At 38.3% G+C, this 13,408-nt stretch carries 13 protein-coding genes, 20 tRNA genes, 2 rRNA genes and 2 riboswitches (1 of these 37 cut by a window edge); of the genes, 33 read left to right on the top strand and 2 right to left on the bottom strand.

Features of this window, described 5'->3' with window-relative positions; genetic code table 11:
* The 24 genes from MHB74_RS03780 to MHB74_RS03895 form a co-directional block, all read left to right on the top strand.
* Nucleotides 1-103 (top strand): 23S ribosomal RNA (locus MHB74_RS03780) (it extends 2,819 nt beyond the left edge of the window).
* A gap of 101 nt (nucleotides 104-204) precedes the next feature.
* Nucleotides 205-320 (top strand): 5S ribosomal RNA (gene rrf, locus MHB74_RS03785).
* Nucleotides 321-325: 5 nt separating this feature from the next.
* Nucleotides 326-401, top strand: a tRNA-Val gene (locus MHB74_RS03790).
* Between the two features lie 8 nt (nucleotides 402-409).
* A tRNA-Tyr gene (locus tag MHB74_RS03795) sits at nucleotides 410-493 on the top strand.
* A gap of 11 nt (nucleotides 494-504) precedes the next feature.
* Nucleotides 505-579: transfer RNA gene (locus MHB74_RS03800), tRNA-Gln, on the top strand.
* Between the two features lie 4 nt (nucleotides 580-583).
* Nucleotides 584-659: transfer RNA gene (locus MHB74_RS03805), tRNA-Lys, on the top strand.
* A gap of 14 nt (nucleotides 660-673) precedes the next feature.
* Nucleotides 674-754, top strand: a tRNA-Leu gene (locus tag MHB74_RS03810).
* 29 nt (nucleotides 755-783) lie between these two features.
* Nucleotides 784-858: transfer RNA gene (locus MHB74_RS03815), tRNA-Gly, on the top strand.
* 16 nt (nucleotides 859-874) lie between these two features.
* Nucleotides 875-963, top strand: a tRNA-Leu gene (locus tag MHB74_RS03820).
* Nucleotides 964-966: 3 nt separating this feature from the next.
* A tRNA-Arg gene (locus MHB74_RS03825) sits at nucleotides 967-1,040 on the top strand.
* Between the two features lie 10 nt (nucleotides 1,041-1,050).
* Nucleotides 1,051-1,124 (top strand) — tRNA-Pro (locus MHB74_RS03830).
* Nucleotides 1,125-1,139: 15 nt separating this feature from the next.
* Nucleotides 1,140-1,212, top strand: a tRNA-Ala gene (locus tag MHB74_RS03835).
* A 20-nt stretch (nucleotides 1,213-1,232) separates the two neighbouring features.
* Nucleotides 1,233-1,325: transfer RNA gene (locus MHB74_RS03840), tRNA-Ser, on the top strand.
* 55 nt (nucleotides 1,326-1,380) lie between these two features.
* Nucleotides 1,381-1,473, top strand: a tRNA-Ser gene (locus tag MHB74_RS03845).
* Nucleotides 1,474-1,495: 22 nt separating this feature from the next.
* Nucleotides 1,496-1,572: transfer RNA gene (locus tag MHB74_RS03850), tRNA-Met, on the top strand.
* A 3-nt stretch (nucleotides 1,573-1,575) separates the two neighbouring features.
* Nucleotides 1,576-1,651 (top strand) — tRNA-Asp (locus MHB74_RS03855).
* A gap of 8 nt (nucleotides 1,652-1,659) precedes the next feature.
* Nucleotides 1,660-1,735, top strand: a tRNA-Phe gene (locus MHB74_RS03860).
* A gap of 9 nt (nucleotides 1,736-1,744) precedes the next feature.
* A tRNA-Thr gene (locus tag MHB74_RS03865) sits at nucleotides 1,745-1,817 on the top strand.
* Between the two features lie 6 nt (nucleotides 1,818-1,823).
* Nucleotides 1,824-1,894: transfer RNA gene (locus tag MHB74_RS03870), tRNA-Trp, on the top strand.
* 9 nt (nucleotides 1,895-1,903) lie between these two features.
* A tRNA-Ile gene (locus MHB74_RS03875) sits at nucleotides 1,904-1,980 on the top strand.
* An 8-nt stretch (nucleotides 1,981-1,988) separates the two neighbouring features.
* Nucleotides 1,989-2,063 (top strand) — tRNA-Asn (locus MHB74_RS03880).
* A 1-nt stretch (nucleotide 2,064) separates the two neighbouring features.
* A tRNA-Glu gene (locus MHB74_RS03885) sits at nucleotides 2,065-2,136 on the top strand.
* A gap of 130 nt (nucleotides 2,137-2,266) precedes the next feature.
* Nucleotides 2,267-2,686 (top strand): CBS domain-containing protein, encoded by a 420-nt coding sequence (locus MHB74_RS03890; RefSeq protein ID WP_061679184.1) that lies wholly within the window; start codon nucleotides 2,267-2,269, stop codon nucleotides 2,684-2,686.
* A gap of 293 nt (nucleotides 2,687-2,979) precedes the next feature.
* Nucleotides 2,980-4,131: a DUF3965 domain-containing protein gene (locus tag MHB74_RS03895; RefSeq protein ID WP_061679183.1), complete on the top strand. Its 1,152-nt coding sequence runs from the start codon at nucleotides 2,980-2,982 to the stop codon at nucleotides 4,129-4,131.
* Between the two features lie 241 nt (nucleotides 4,132-4,372).
* Here MHB74_RS03895 and MHB74_RS03900 read toward each other — a convergent pair whose 3' ends face one another.
* Together MHB74_RS03900 and MHB74_RS03905 are read right to left on the bottom strand one after the other, a co-directional pair.
* Nucleotides 4,373-4,711 (bottom strand): hypothetical protein, encoded by a 339-nt coding sequence (locus MHB74_RS03900; protein WP_061679182.1) that lies wholly within the window; start codon nucleotides 4,709-4,711, stop codon nucleotides 4,373-4,375.
* A gap of 5 nt (nucleotides 4,712-4,716) precedes the next feature.
* Complete coding sequence (locus tag MHB74_RS03905; RefSeq protein WP_061679181.1) at nucleotides 4,717-5,877, bottom strand: SH3 domain-containing protein; 1,161 nt, start codon at nucleotides 5,875-5,877, stop codon at nucleotides 4,717-4,719.
* Between the two features lie 269 nt (nucleotides 5,878-6,146).
* A riboswitch (TPP riboswitch) is annotated at nucleotides 6,147-6,258 on the top strand.
* Between the two features lie 60 nt (nucleotides 6,259-6,318).
* Nucleotides 6,319-6,422, top strand: a riboswitch (TPP riboswitch).
* 82 nt (nucleotides 6,423-6,504) lie between these two features.
* Here MHB74_RS03905 and tenA point away from each other — a divergent pair.
* The 9 genes from tenA to MHB74_RS03950 are packed head-to-tail and all read left to right on the top strand — an operon-like array spanning nucleotide 6,505 to nucleotide 13,405.
* Nucleotides 6,505-7,200 carry a thiaminase II gene (gene tenA / locus MHB74_RS03910; RefSeq protein ID WP_000666826.1) on the top strand — a complete coding sequence of 232 codons (696 nt, stop codon included), beginning with the start codon at nucleotides 6,505-6,507 and terminating at the stop codon, nucleotides 7,198-7,200.
* Nucleotides 7,169-7,918, top strand: coding sequence for an ABC transporter ATP-binding protein (locus MHB74_RS03915; RefSeq protein ID WP_061679180.1), 750 nt, complete (start codon nucleotides 7,169-7,171; stop codon nucleotides 7,916-7,918). Before tenA ends, MHB74_RS03915 begins: the two co-directional genes overlap by 32 nt.
* Nucleotides 7,918-8,670, top strand: a complete 753-nt coding sequence (locus tag MHB74_RS03920) for an ABC transporter permease (protein ID WP_061679186.1) — start codon at nucleotides 7,918-7,920, stop codon at nucleotides 8,668-8,670. Before MHB74_RS03915 ends, MHB74_RS03920 begins: the two co-directional genes overlap by 1 nt.
* Nucleotides 8,667-9,668 carry an ABC transporter substrate-binding protein gene (locus MHB74_RS03925; RefSeq protein WP_061679179.1) on the top strand — a complete coding sequence of 334 codons (1,002 nt, stop codon included), beginning with the start codon at nucleotides 8,667-8,669 and terminating at the stop codon, nucleotides 9,666-9,668. The genes MHB74_RS03920 and MHB74_RS03925 overlap by 4 nt, the downstream gene beginning before the upstream one ends.
* A 10-nt stretch (nucleotides 9,669-9,678) precedes the next feature.
* Nucleotides 9,679-10,299 carry a thiazole tautomerase TenI gene (gene tenI, locus MHB74_RS03930; protein ID WP_061679178.1) on the top strand — a complete coding sequence of 207 codons (621 nt, stop codon included), beginning with the start codon at nucleotides 9,679-9,681 and terminating at the stop codon, nucleotides 10,297-10,299.
* On the top strand, nucleotides 10,292-11,401 hold the full coding sequence (thiO, locus tag MHB74_RS03935; protein WP_061679177.1) for a glycine oxidase ThiO: 1,110 nt from the start codon (nucleotides 10,292-10,294) through the stop codon (nucleotides 11,399-11,401). Before tenI ends, thiO begins: the two co-directional genes overlap by 8 nt.
* Before the next feature lie 15 nt (nucleotides 11,402-11,416).
* Nucleotides 11,417-11,620: a sulfur carrier protein ThiS gene (thiS, locus tag MHB74_RS03940; RefSeq protein ID WP_001049505.1), complete on the top strand. Its 204-nt coding sequence runs from the start codon at nucleotides 11,417-11,419 to the stop codon at nucleotides 11,618-11,620.
* Nucleotides 11,621-11,622: 2 nt separating this feature from the next.
* On the top strand, nucleotides 11,623-12,393 hold the full coding sequence (gene thiG / locus MHB74_RS03945; RefSeq protein ID WP_061679176.1) for a thiazole synthase: 771 nt from the start codon (nucleotides 11,623-11,625) through the stop codon (nucleotides 12,391-12,393).
* The gene (locus MHB74_RS03950; protein WP_061679175.1) at nucleotides 12,386-13,405 is read left to right on the top strand and encodes a thiazole biosynthesis adenylyltransferase ThiF; all 1,020 of its coding nucleotides are present in this window, start codon (nucleotides 12,386-12,388) and stop codon (nucleotides 13,403-13,405) included. Before thiG ends, MHB74_RS03950 begins: the two co-directional genes overlap by 8 nt.
* Nucleotides 13,406-13,408: the final 3 nt, after the last annotated feature.

Here is a 13,408-nt window from a genome sequence, read left to right on the forward strand (position 1 = left end):
AAGCTAGTAAGATCCCTGAAAGATGATCAGGTTGATAGGTTCGAGGTGGAAGCGTGGTGACATGTGGAGCTGACGAATACTAATAGATCGAGGACTTAACCATATAATATGAAGCAATGTTATCTAGTTTTGAAAGAATATAAAAAACTTGTTGACTTTAAAAGTTAAATGAGTTACAATAATTCTTGTCTTAAATGAATACAGTCTGGTAATGATGGCAGAGAGGCCACACCCGTTCCCATACCGAACACGGAAGTTAAGCTCTCTAGCGCCGATGGTAGTTGGGACCTTGTCCCTGTGAGAGTAGGACGTTGCCAGGCAAAATGGAGGATTAGCTCAGCTGGGAGAGCACCTGCCTTACAAGCAGGGGGTCGGCGGTTCGATCCCGTCATCCTCCACCATATATGTCGGAGGGGTAGCGAAGTGGCTAAACGCGGCGGACTGTAAATCCGCTCCTTCGGGTTCGGCAGTTCGAATCTGCCCCCCTCCACCATTCTTAATTAATGGGCTATAGCCAAGCGGTAAGGCAACGGACTTTGACTCCGTCATGCGCTGGTTCGAATCCAGCTAGCCCAGCCATTAAGAGCCATTAGCTCAGTTGGTAGAGCATCTGACTTTTAATCAGAGGGTCGAAGGTTCGAATCCTTCATGGCTCACCATTTTAACAAAATATGCGGGTGTGGCGGAATTGGCAGACGCACTAGACTTAGGATCTAGCGCCTTTGGCGTGGGGGTTCGACTCCCTTCACCCGCACTTTTAATAAAATAACTCAAACATGTCTTGCGGAAGTAGTTCAGTGGTAGAATACAACCTTGCCAAGGTTGGGGTCGCGGGTTCGAATCCCGTCTTCCGCTCCAATTTTCAATATGACATGCCGGGGTGGCGGAACAGGCAGACGCACAGGACTTAAAATCCTGCGGTGGGTGACCACCGTGCGGGTTCGACCCCCGCCCTCGGCACCATATGCGCCCGTAGCTCAATTGGATAGAGCGTTTGACTACGGATCAAGAGGTTAGGGGTTCGACTCCTCTCGGGCGCGCTTTTATTAACGGGAAGTGGCTCAGCTTGGTAGAGCACCTGGTTTGGGACCAGGGGGTCGCAGGTTCAAATCCTGTCTTCCCGATATTCCCAAAAACATGGGGCCTTAGCTCAGCTGGGAGAGCGCCTGCCTTGCACGCAGGAGGTCAGCGGTTCGATCCCGCTAGGCTCCACTTTATTTATTATATGTCTCGGAGGTATACCCAAGTTCGGCTGAAGGGATCGGTCTTGAAAACCGACAGGCGGTGAGAATCGCGCGGGGGTTCGAATCCCTCTACCTCCTCCATTTTCTTTTTAAATGGTTTAGACATAAATAATAAAATATTTCTTTTTTCCTTCATGGAGGTATACCCAAGTTCGGCTGAAGGGATCGGTCTTGAAAACCGACAGGCGGCGAGAGTCGCGCGGGGGTTCGAATCCCTCTACCTCCTCCATTTTTTAAAAATATTATATTGTCGCGGGGTGGAGCAGCACGGTAGCTCGTCGGGCTCATAACCCGAAGGTCGCAGGTTCAAATCCTGTCCCCGCAACCAAATGGTCCCGTGGTGTAGTGGTTAACATGCCTGCCTGTCACGCAGGAGATCGCCGGTTCGACCCCGGTCGGGACCGCCATTTATGTTGGCTCGGTAGCTCAGTCGGTAGAGCAGAGGACTGAAAATCCTCGTGTCGGCGGTTCGATTCCGTCCCGAGCCACCATTTTTTTATGCCGACTTAGCTCAATTGGTAGAGCAACTGACTTGTAATCAGTAGGTTGGGGGTTCAAGTCCTCTAGTCGGCATCCTTTAGGGGCATAGTTTAAAGGTAGAACTGAGGTCTCCAAAACCTCCAGTGTGGGTTCGATTCCTACTGCCCCTGTAAGTGTATGGGCCTATAGCTCAGCTGGTTAGAGCGCACGCCTGATAAGCGTGAGGTCGATGGTTCGAGTCCATTTAGGCCCACCATATATTATTCCGCAGTAGCTCAGTGGTAGAGCTATCGGCTGTTAACCGATCGGTCGTAGGTTCGAGTCCTACCTGCGGAGCCATGGCCCGTTGGTCAAGTGGTTAAGACACCGCCCTTTCACGGCGGTAACACGGGTTCGAATCCCGTACGGGTCATAAAAAAAAGAGTCAGCAATATGCTGACTCTTTTTTATTTTGTAGAATCCTCCGTTATCAGCTGATTTTCCTGAAATAAATAAAGGGATTTAGGAAAAGCTATGGTATGTATAAAAAGGAGGAGACAAAAATGACACGAGTGAGAGACTTTATGAGTACTCATGTTGTACAGTGTACACCGTTAGACAATGTATATGAGGCTGCTGTAAAGATGAAAGAAGAATCGATTGGATTGATTCCAGTTGTTGAAAATGAGCAAGTTGTTGGGCTTGTTACGGACCGAGATTTAGTTGTTCGTGGGATTGCGGAGAAACATCCTGGATCTAATAAAATTACAAATGTAATGACAACAAACATTGTTTCAGTTTCTCCAGATGATTCTATTGAAAAAGCTACAGAGTTAATGGCACAGTATCAAATTAGACGATTACCAGTAGTTGAGAGTGGTCAACTTGTTGGGATGCTAGCACTAGGTGATTTAGCCATAAGAGAATCGGCAGATGATCAAGCTGGATTTGCTCTAAGTGAAATCTCGGAGCACACGGAGTGAAGAGAGACTTTTATTAGTGGGATAAGTTACGTATCAAAATCAGATGCATTATTCTAGTATATGGATTAAACTAATATGTTAGCATGATGTATCTGAGACATTATATAATAAGTATATAGTTAGTAATTTCGACAGTTTTTTTAAATTTGTCATTCCTAATTTTAAATAAGAGAAAAAATGATATACTGATAGATATAAGTATTATGAAAGATTTCGAATATAACAATATTTATTATTAATGATGTAATAATGAATTAATATTTCCTATGTAGACAAAAGGGAAGGGGAATTATATGAGGGCTGTACAGCGCGATCCAAATTGGAATTTGGTTACAGATACATATATAGAACCAAATAATTTCGCTGAATTATTTTCTTTGCTTGTACCTTGTCACCCAAAAGGTGAAGGGAAAGAACGAACTATATTAGTGTGGAAAGAAAAAGAATTTTATAAAGAAGAAAATTTAGCGGCATTTATCGTATATGGAATGAATAAAGCAAAGAATTTACCGCAGTTTCATAAAGATGAAATTCCGACTTTAGTACGTATTCTTCGCTTATGCCAAGAGATTGGTTGGTATGAAGAAGCAAATACTTTTATGGTAAATCAAGGACTAGCTGAGTTTGTTAACACTTCATTGGAATATGAAACGTGGGATCTTTTGACGCAAGCGGTCGCTTTAAACTATTTAATTATTAAATATCGTATTGGTGAATTGACTGATGGGGATGTAGAAATTTGGGATAGAGTTAAATTTAATGAGAAATGTATAACGGATTGTAAGCATCTATTATCCCATAAAGAAGTATTGGAATTTACATTCTTTTATATGTGTAAGAGAGCTAAATTACTATCAAAAGAGCAATTGAATAGTGATATGATGAGTCTAGCGATGTATTGTAATACTTTCGTGTATGACTTATATACACATGACTTATTACGAAAATATCGTAAGTGTACAGACTTCCTATCATATTATGGACCTAGTCAAGCGGTGTTAGCTTGTCAAAGAGCTGTACTTTCTCAAATTTCAGATCGATTAGACCCACTTAAGACTACTCATGTAGATGATTATTTATATGTAATGAAAGAAATGATGGAGCATATGACGATAGGAATAATGGATCGATATGATCATTTTATTGGGAAGTTATTATCATATGTGCCATTTTTCGAAATGATTCAAGTTCCACAACATGCATATTATTGTGAAGAATTACTGTATATTTGTAAGGGCATTGAATATAAAGAAGAAATATTACGCAATTATATATTTATACAATTACATGATTGTTTACCATCATTCTTTAAACTATTTCTTAAAAATAAGCGTTATGCAACGATTCATGACATTCTGTTCTATTGGTGCGATGATGAACAAAGAATGAGCTTAGAGAAGAAATATAATCTTAGCTTTATTTATGAAAAATATGCTTGTGGATAAAGAGCATTTTCTATATAAAAAATTTATATAAATTAAAAAGGATCTCAAGTTTATGTGAGATCCTTTTTTTATTAGTAAAGCAAGGAGAACGCAATTAAGACGAGAAATAACATTCCATAAAGGAGAAATTGTGCCGTATTGCTTCCTTGTATACCAAAAAAAGTATTTATTTTCGTGTATAAATTCGATATATATTTTATCGGATTATCTTTGAAAGATCGGTACACAGTGTCTCCTCTTTCTAAGCTTCTTGTTCGTGTTTTTTGTTATTAGGGACATTGATGTATCTGGCTATGAATAATAAAACAGCCATAAACAATACAGGGAATACGGTAGATAAATAAAAACCATTACTAATAATATTCGTTATTAGGGCACTTAATAGAAAGATGGCGTTATATATATGGGAAATTTTTTGTTTAAATTGTACTTGAAAAGATTCCATCATAATTTCTAAAGCAACAAAAGCAATGATAATAGATAAAAATACAGTGTTTGTATTGTAAATGATTAAACAACAGATTAAACCTAAAAAGGCTAAGTATTCAATTAAGAGAGGTATATTGATATTGCGTGGCATACAATTTACCTAACTAAATATGGCAGTGGGTTTACTGCATTTGTTTTTTCAAAATTCCATTCTCCATTGTGTAATTCAAAATGAAGATGTTGCCCGTATGAATGACCTGTGTTTCCCATATGACCTACTAATTGTCCAGCTTGAACTTGATCACCAGCTTGTACAGTGCGATCGTTCATGTGAGCATAGACTGTTGTATATAGTTTCCCGTTTATTTGATGGGCGATGAACACAACATTGCCATAGCTAGCTGAATAATATGATTTCACCACTTTACCTGCAGCTGCCGCTTGGATAGAGACAGTACCTTGAGCTGCGATATCTATACCATAATGCATTTGTTCCCAGCGCATATCAAAGGTTGAGCTAATTCTTCCTTGAGTAGGGAATTTGAAAACTGCTGGAATGGAAGTAGGTTGAGCCGTTTGAGCCTGTGATTGCGTTTGATTTTGCACTACATAATGTTTTGCCACGTATCCGTATCCTGTACCAAAGCGAATTTTATACCAAGTTCCTACAGTTTCGACTACTTGTACTTGTGTACCATTTTGTAATGAACCAAGTAGTGCACTACTTGTACTAGCGTTGCTACGTACATTAAGTTTAGGTGTTGCAACTGTGTATTTCGTATTATTTTGAACTGTGATGCCTTTTACTAAAGGATGTGAACCATTAGACACGAATGCTTTTTGTACGTAACCTGTTGTGCCATTATGTAAAATTTTATACCACTCGCCTTGTTCTTCTTGAATGGTAACGAATTTCCCATTTGGTAATACATCTAAAATTGAAGATTCTAAATTAGGTTCAGAACGAACGTTTAATGCATTGGCATTAACGATGTATTGATTATTAGATTGAAGTTTGTTTTTTAGTAGAATAGCATCTTTTTGTACGTAACCTACTTTATTATTAACAGATACTTTATACCAGCCATTAGTTGTTTCAAGTATGTTTACTTTCGTATTAAAGCGAATTGTATCCATTGAAGAGCTATTTGCGTTATCTTTTGTATGTAAGGATACTTGATCGACTTTGACATATCCAGTTTTCACATTAGACAATTGTTCAGCGTTGGCTGTTTGTACGTTTGTTTCTCCCATAGAAGGAAGTAAAGAGGCAATTGCGACAGTAGTTGCTGTTAAAGCAGTAGCTTTCATATTCATATAATAGAGACCTCCTCTAGTTGTATAGTTGTAATTTTATTATAGTATAAAGATATAATATAGTGGGTGTATTCACATAAATGTAATATGAAATCAATATAAAAATAAATTTTTTGAGGATAATGATTCCTTTTTATCCAATTAATTAGGATAAAAATTTCTAAGATAGAATATAAGTATTATATAGTTTTGTTATTTTGTTGACAATTGAGAAAATTAAAACAGTTGATGATGTCTTATTACGATGTTATACTGACAGTGTTAATTTCATAGTTTGCTAGGAGAGCTGGTGTTGCCAGCTGAGAGTAGGCCGTAAGCCTTTGATCCTTTTCATTACCTGATCTAGATTATGCTAGCGTAGGGAAGCAATTCGGACACTAATAATGAGTCCTCGTTTCTTTGCGTATAGAAACGGGGCTTTTTTGTTTGAAAATTTCATATTGAAACCACTAGGGGTGCTTGTTGTGCTGAGAGAGGAATAATCCTTAACCCTTATAACACCTGATCTAGGTAATACTAGCGAAGGGAAGTGGAGCAACGAATAAATTATAATTTTATTTGCTGTAACCACTTCTTATTTAGAAGTGGTTTTTTATTTACATACACATATCGGAAGGGGATAGGGAAATGAAATTTTGCGATAGATTATTAGAAACTGTACAACCAGTTTGGGAGATGAGTCATAATCATCCGTTTGTAGTAGGTATGGGGGATGGCACGTTAGAAAAAGATAAGTTTCAGTATTACATTATTCAAGATTATTTATATTTGTTAGATTATGCAAAGCTGTATGCGATTGGTGTTGTAAAGGCAACGAATCCACAAGTAATGGGGAAATTTGCTGAACAAATTGATGGCATATTAAATGGAGAAATGACAATCCATAAACAGTATGCAAAAAGACTTGGAATTTCTATAGAGGAGATAGAGTCAGCAAAACCATCTGCTAAAAATTTAGCTTATACAAATTACATGATGTCCGTATCTCAAAATGGCACACTTGCGGAATTAATAGCAGCACTTCTTCCATGTATGTGGAGCTATTGGGAAATTGGAAAGCGTTTAAATGATATACCTGGAGCAAGAGATCATGAGTTCTTTGGTGAGTGGATTCAAGGATATAGTTCTGAAGAATACGGTAACCTTTGTATTTGGTTAATAGATTTATTAAATGAAATGGCAGTTGGAAAGTCTGAAAAAGAGCTAGATCGATTAGAGGAGATTTTCCTATATTCCAGTCGATTTGAATATTTATTCTGGGATATGTCCTATCGTAAGGAGATGTGGGGATTTGAGGAGCAAGAACATACTACAGTTTCATAGTGTTTCTTTTCATTATGATGAGAAACCAATCATCAATGAATTAAATGCTTCTATACAAGATAAAGAGTTTGTAAGTATTATCGGACCGAGTGGATGCGGGAAAAGTACTTTATTTCGCCTTATTACAGGTTTAGAAGAAGCGAGTACTGGACAGATAGAACTGACAGAAACAAAGAGCCATCCTGTAGGGTATATGCCCCAAAAAGACATGCTCCTGCCATGGAGAACGATTATTGAGAATGCTGCTCTGCCGCTAGAGTGCCAAGGTGTACAGAAGAAAGAAGCGCAAATAAAGGCAAAGGAACTGTTATATAAATTTGGCTTACAAGGGTATGAGACAAAATATCCGAAAGATTTATCTGGAGGTATGAGGCAACGCGTATCTTTCATTCGAACTTTATTAACAGGCGGGGAGATATTATTGTTAGATGAACCGTTTAGCGCATTGGACGCTTTAACGAAGGCATCTTTGCAAGAATGGCTGTTTGAACAATGGAAAGAGTGGGAAAAAACAATTTTATTTATCACTCATGATGTGGAAGAAGCGTTGTTTCTTTCTAATCGAATTTTAGTAGTAGAGCAGCAACCGATAACTACTTTAACCGAGAGGGTTGTACCACTTGATCGTAATCGAACAAGAAAAGATTTATATAAGCCGGAAGTGTTAGCGCTTAAAGATGAGCTTCTTAGTATGTTACAAAGGCAGGTACTCGTATGATGAACCGGTTGAAGGAGCTATTACCTGCTTTTACACTTTCTAGCATTTTACTTGCCTTCTGGGAAGTAGGAGCAAGAATCGTAGATGAAATGTACATTTTACCGTCACCGTCTGCAATTGTAATGAAGATATGGAAACTAAAAGATATATTATTCACGGTTCATTTGCCAGCAACATTATACGTCGTTTTAATAGGGATAGCTATTTCTATCGTACTTGGGGTAGGGCTAGCGATGTTAATGAATGCGAGTAATTGGATGGAGAGAGCATTTTATCCATTATTAGTTGCTTCACAAACGATTCCGATTACAGCGCTTGCCCCACTTTTCGTTTTATGGTTTGGATATACGATTTGGAGTAAGGTTGTTGTTACGGTTTTAATTACGTTTTTCCCAATTGCGGTCAATACGTATGATGGACTACGCAGTACGAAAAAAGAATGGGAAGAGCTTTTAGTTACGTACGGGGCAACGAAAAAAGATGTTTTTCTTAAATTAAAATTGCCGTCTGCTCTTCCTTATTTCTTCTCAGCTTTAAAAATTGCAGTTCCGCTTAGTGTAATTGGGGCAGCAATTGGTGAATGGCTCGGTGCACAAGCTGGGCTTGGATATTTCAGTAAAAGAATGATGACGCAGTTAGACGGAGCAGGTGTATTTGCGCCCATTGTATTGTTATCATTATTAGCTATTTTCTTCGTCATACTTATTTCGGTATTAGAAAAGAAATTCATTAGTTGGAGGAAGCATTCATGAAATTTTTAAAACGCATCTTTGTGTTTACATTATTAGTTGCAATGATTGCTGGATGTTCTAGTAATTCAGCATCAGATAAGAGTAAAAAAGAAAAAGAAATAACGGTCATGCTTGATTGGTACCCAAATGCGGTACATAGCTTTATTTATGCGGCAATTGAAAAAGGATACTTTAAAGAAGAAGGAGTAAAGGTGAATATTAAATTCCCTTCTAATCCGACTGACCCATTAACTTTAGCAGCTGCAGGAAAAGTAACAGTGGGCTTATATTATCAGCCTGATGTTGTCATGGCAAAAGCAAATGAACAAATTCCAGTGAAATCAATTGGAGCTGTCGTACGTTCACCATTAAATCATGTTGTATCGCTGAAATCAGCAGGCATTCAATCGCCGAAAGATTTAGAGGGGAAAACAGTTGGATATTCTGGAACACCTTTAAGTGAGATGTATTTAAAAACGATGGTAAAAGAAGCTGGTGGTAATCCAGATACAGTGAAAGTAGTCGATGTGGGCTTTGATTTAGTACCGGCATTAATTACGAAAAAAGTGGATGCGGTAACGGGGGCATACATTAACCATGAAGTACCTGTTATGCGTCATGAAGGTCATGAACCAGCATACTTTAATCCAGCTGATTACGGTGTACCGAATTACCATGAGCTTGTATTTGTAACAGGTGATAAAACGTTGAAAAAAGATAAAGAAGCGTTGCAAGCATTCTTACGTGGTACGAAAAAAGGCTATGATTTCATGAAGAAAAATTCAGATGAAGCATTAAATATTTTATTAAATCATCAAGAAAAAGAAAACTTCCCACTTGTACCAGAAGTTGAAAAAGAAAGTATGAAAATTTTATTAGAGAAGATGGAAACGAAAGATGAGCCATTCTTATCGGATTCAAAGGAATCATGGGAGAAACAAAATAAATGGCTGAAGGATAAAGGTATGACGAAAGAAATCGTTCCGGCCGATGAGTTATTCGAAAACATTTTAAAGTAGGCGAATGAATATGAAAAATGAGCTTCATGTAATCTCAAATGGTCACATGTCATTCGAAGAGTTAGTGAGTGCAGCGATGCAAATTGAAAGTGAGATTGATTATTTGCATATTCGTGAGCGTGAGAAAAGTACGAAGGAATTGTATGAAGGTGTGGAAAGCCTTTTGAAAAAAGGCTTTCCGGCATCAAAAATAGTGATAAATGATCGAATTGATATTGCTATTTTATTAAACATTCCGCGTGTACAGCTAGGATATCGAAGTGCAAATGTAAGGTCAGTGAAAGAAAAGTTTTCTTATTTGCATGTCGGTTATTCTGTGCATTCTTTAGAAGAGGCGATCGATGCATTTAAGAATGGAGCGGATTCACTCGTCTATGGTCATGTATTTCCGACAGATTGTAAAAAAGGTGTGCCAGCGAGAGGGCTTGAAGAGGTTTCAGACATTGCAAAGTGTTTATCCATACCGATTACAGCAATTGGCGGAATTACCACAGAAAACACCGGGGATGTTCTTACTAACGGCGTCAGCGGTATTGCTGTTATGTCTGGAATTATAAGTAGTAGTAACCCGTATAGCAAAGCGAAATCTTATAAGGAATCAATAAGAAAGTGGGCGGAAAAACATGTGTAAGAAGTATGATGTAGCGATAATTGGCGGTGGTGTAATTGGTAGTTCAGTTGCACATTTTCTAGCAGAAAGAGGACATAAAGTGGCGATTATAGAGAAGCAAAGAATTGCATCTGAAGCCTCGAAAGCAGCCGCTGGTTTACTTGGGGTTCAGGCAGAATGGGATGCATATGACCCACTATTTGAACTTGCAAGAGAAAGCCGTGCTATATTTCCACAACTTGCAGAAGTTTTACGTGAAAAAACAGGCATCGATATTGGGTATGAAGAGAAAGGCATTTATCGTATTGCTCAAAATGAAGAGGAGAAGGAAAGAATTCTTCACATTATGGATTGGCAGCAGAAAACGGGTGAAGATTCTTATTTTCTAACGGGAGATCGTTTACGAGAGAAAGAACCATTTCTATCTGAGTCAATTATAGGTGCTGTATATTATCCGAAAGATGGTCATGTTATTGCACCAGAGCTTACGAAAGCATTCGCACATTCTGCATCATTTTCGGGTGCTGATATATATGAACAGACAGAAGTTTTTGATATTCGTATTGAAAATAATAAAGTGACTGGGATTGTGACGAGCGAAGGTAGTATCACATGTGAAAAAGTTGTTATTGCGGGTGGTTCATGGAGCACGAAGTTACTGCGTCATTTTCACCACGAATGGGGTACATATCCAGTTAAAGGAGAAGTAGTAGCGGTAAGAAGTAGAAACCAACTTTTAAAGGCCCCTATTTTCCAAGAAAGATTTTACATTGCACCAAAGCGCGGCGGACGTTACGTAATTGGAGCAACGATGAAGCCTCATACGTTTCATAAAACTGTGCAACCGGAAAGTATTACTTCTATATTAGAGCGCGCGTATACGATATTACCAGCTTTAAAAGAAGCAGAGTGGGAAAGCACATGGGCAGGGTTAAGACCACAATCGAATCACGAAGCTCCTTATATGGGAGAGCATGAAGAGATAAAAGGTTTATATGCTTGTACTGGGCATTATCGAAACGGTATTTTATTAAGTCCTGTTTCTGGTCAGTATATGGCGGATTTAATAGAAGGAAAGCAGGAGAATCACTTGCTAGATTCATTGCTTTCTAAAACAGTTTAGAAAGGGGCTGGAAGTTTGAATTTGAAAATTAATGGTAATCAAATTGAAGTGCCAGAGAGTGTAAAAACAGTAGCAGAGCTACTTACACATTTAGAGTTAGACAACAGAATTGTTGTAGTAGAGCGTAATAAAGATATTTTACAAAAAGATGATCATACAGATACATCTGTTTTTGATGGAGACCAAATTGAGATTGTAACTTTCGTAGGAGGCGGTTGATTATGTTAAACATTGGACCATTTTCATTTCATTCTAGACTTTTATTAGGAACAGGAAAATTCCCTGATTTTGATGTGCAGCAAAAGGCAATTGACGTATCTGAGGCGGAGGTTTTAACGTTCGCAGTACGTCGTATGGATATATTTGATGCAAAGCAGCCAAATTTATTAGAGAAACTTGATGTGAAAAAATATAAGTTATTACCAAATACAGCTGGAGCAAAAAATGCTGAAGAAGCAGTTCGTATTGCAAAATTAGCAAAAGCTTCGGGGCTTTGCGACATGATCAAAGTAGAAGTTATTGGTGATGATAGAACGTTATTACCTGATCCAGTAGAAACGTTAAAGGCATCTGAAATGTTACTAGAAGAAGGGTTTATCGTTCTTCCGTATACATCTGATGATGTTGTATTAGCACGTAAATTACAAGAAGTAGGTGTGCATGCAATTATGCCAGGGGCATCACCAATCGGTTCAGGGCTTGGTATTGTGAATCCGTTAAATTTAAGCTTCATTATTGAACAAGCGACAGTACCAGTTATCGTTGACGCTGGTATTGGTAGTCCAGCTGATGCGGCATTTGCGATGGAATTAGGAGCGGATGGTGTGTTATTAAATACGGCTGTGTCGGGAGCAAAAGATCCAATTAAGATGGCATACGCAATGAAATTAGGTATCGAGGCAGGGCGAATTGGCTTTGAAGCAGGTCGTATTGCACGTAAACGTTGTGCAACAGCAAGTAGTCCTTTAGAAGGAATGAGCGTAGTTGAATAATCGATATTCTCGCCAAGAATTATTCTCTCCAATTGGAGAAGAGGGGCAACGAAAGATAAGAGAAAAGCATGTACTCATTATCGGTGCAGGTGCATTAGGTAGTGCAAATGCAGAGATGTTTGTAAGAGCTGGTGTTGGCACAGTAACGATTGTTGACCGGGATTATGTCGATTGGAGTAATTTACAAAGGCAGCAATTGTATGCAGAGAGTGATGTGGAAAATAATCTTCCGAAGGCTGTAGCGGCAAAAAAACGTCTAGAAGAGATCAATCGTGAAGTAAGAATAGAAGCTCTCGTTCAAGATGTAACAGCTGAGGAATTAGAAGAACTCGTTACAAACGTTCATGTAATTATTGATGCGACTGATAATTTTGAAACACGTTTTATTGTAAATGATATAGCACAAAAACATTCTATTCCATGGATTTACGGAGCATGTGTAGGGAGTTATGGCCTTTCTTACACAATTCTTCCTAGTAAAACGCCATGTTTATCTTGTTTATTACAATCGATTCCGCTTGGCGGAGCGACATGTGATACAGCGGGGATTATATCACCTGCTGTATCTCTCGTTGTTTCTCATCAAGTTACGGAAGCTCTTAAATTGTTAGTGGAAGATTACGAATCACTTCGAGATGGACTTGTGTCGTTTGATGTATGGAAGAATGAATATTCATGTATGAATGTGCAAAAGCTTCGTAAGCATAATTGTCCTTCGTGTGGAGAGAATGCGATATACCCGTATTTAAATAAAGAAAACACATCGAAAACAGCAGTTTTATGCGGGAGAAATACAGTTCAAATTAGACCACCTCATAAAGAAGAAATGGATTTTGAACGATACAAAGAGCTGCTGAATGATCGTGTGAATGATTTAAATGTAAATCCATATTTATTATCATTTTCTGTGGAAGAAAAGAGATTAGTTGCTTTCAAAGATGGACGTGTACTTGTACATGGAACGAAAGATATAAGCGAAGCAAAAACGATTTATCATCGCTATTTTGGATAGAAA

This window comes from Bacillus sp. FSL K6-0069 (genome assembly GCF_038007785.1).
Lineage (GTDB): Bacteria > Bacillota > Bacilli > Bacillales > Bacillaceae_G > Bacillus_A > Bacillus_A mobilis.

Coding starts and splice junctions, on each gene's coding strand:
- MHB74_RS03925 (WP_061679179.1), top strand. CDS start 8,667: ATGAAATTTTTAAAACGCATCTTTGTGTTTACATTATTAGTTGCAATG.
- tenI (WP_061679178.1), top strand. CDS start 9,679: ATGAAAAATGAGCTTCATGTAATCTCAAATGGTCACATGTCATTCGAA.
- MHB74_RS03900 (WP_061679182.1), bottom strand. CDS start 4,711: ATGCCACGCAATATCAATATACCTCTCTTAATTGAATACTTAGCCTTT.
- MHB74_RS03895 (WP_061679183.1), top strand. CDS start 2,980: ATGAGGGCTGTACAGCGCGATCCAAATTGGAATTTGGTTACAGATACA.
- MHB74_RS03920 (WP_061679186.1), top strand. CDS start 7,918: ATGAACCGGTTGAAGGAGCTATTACCTGCTTTTACACTTTCTAGCATT.
- thiG (WP_061679176.1), top strand. CDS start 11,623: ATGTTAAACATTGGACCATTTTCATTTCATTCTAGACTTTTATTAGGA.
- tenA (WP_000666826.1), top strand. CDS start 6,505: ATGAAATTTTGCGATAGATTATTAGAAACTGTACAACCAGTTTGGGAG.
- MHB74_RS03905 (WP_061679181.1), bottom strand. CDS start 5,877: ATGAATATGAAAGCTACTGCTTTAACAGCAACTACTGTCGCAATTGCC.
- MHB74_RS03890 (WP_061679184.1), top strand. CDS start 2,267: ATGACACGAGTGAGAGACTTTATGAGTACTCATGTTGTACAGTGTACA.
- thiO (WP_061679177.1), top strand. CDS start 10,292: ATGTGTAAGAAGTATGATGTAGCGATAATTGGCGGTGGTGTAATTGGT.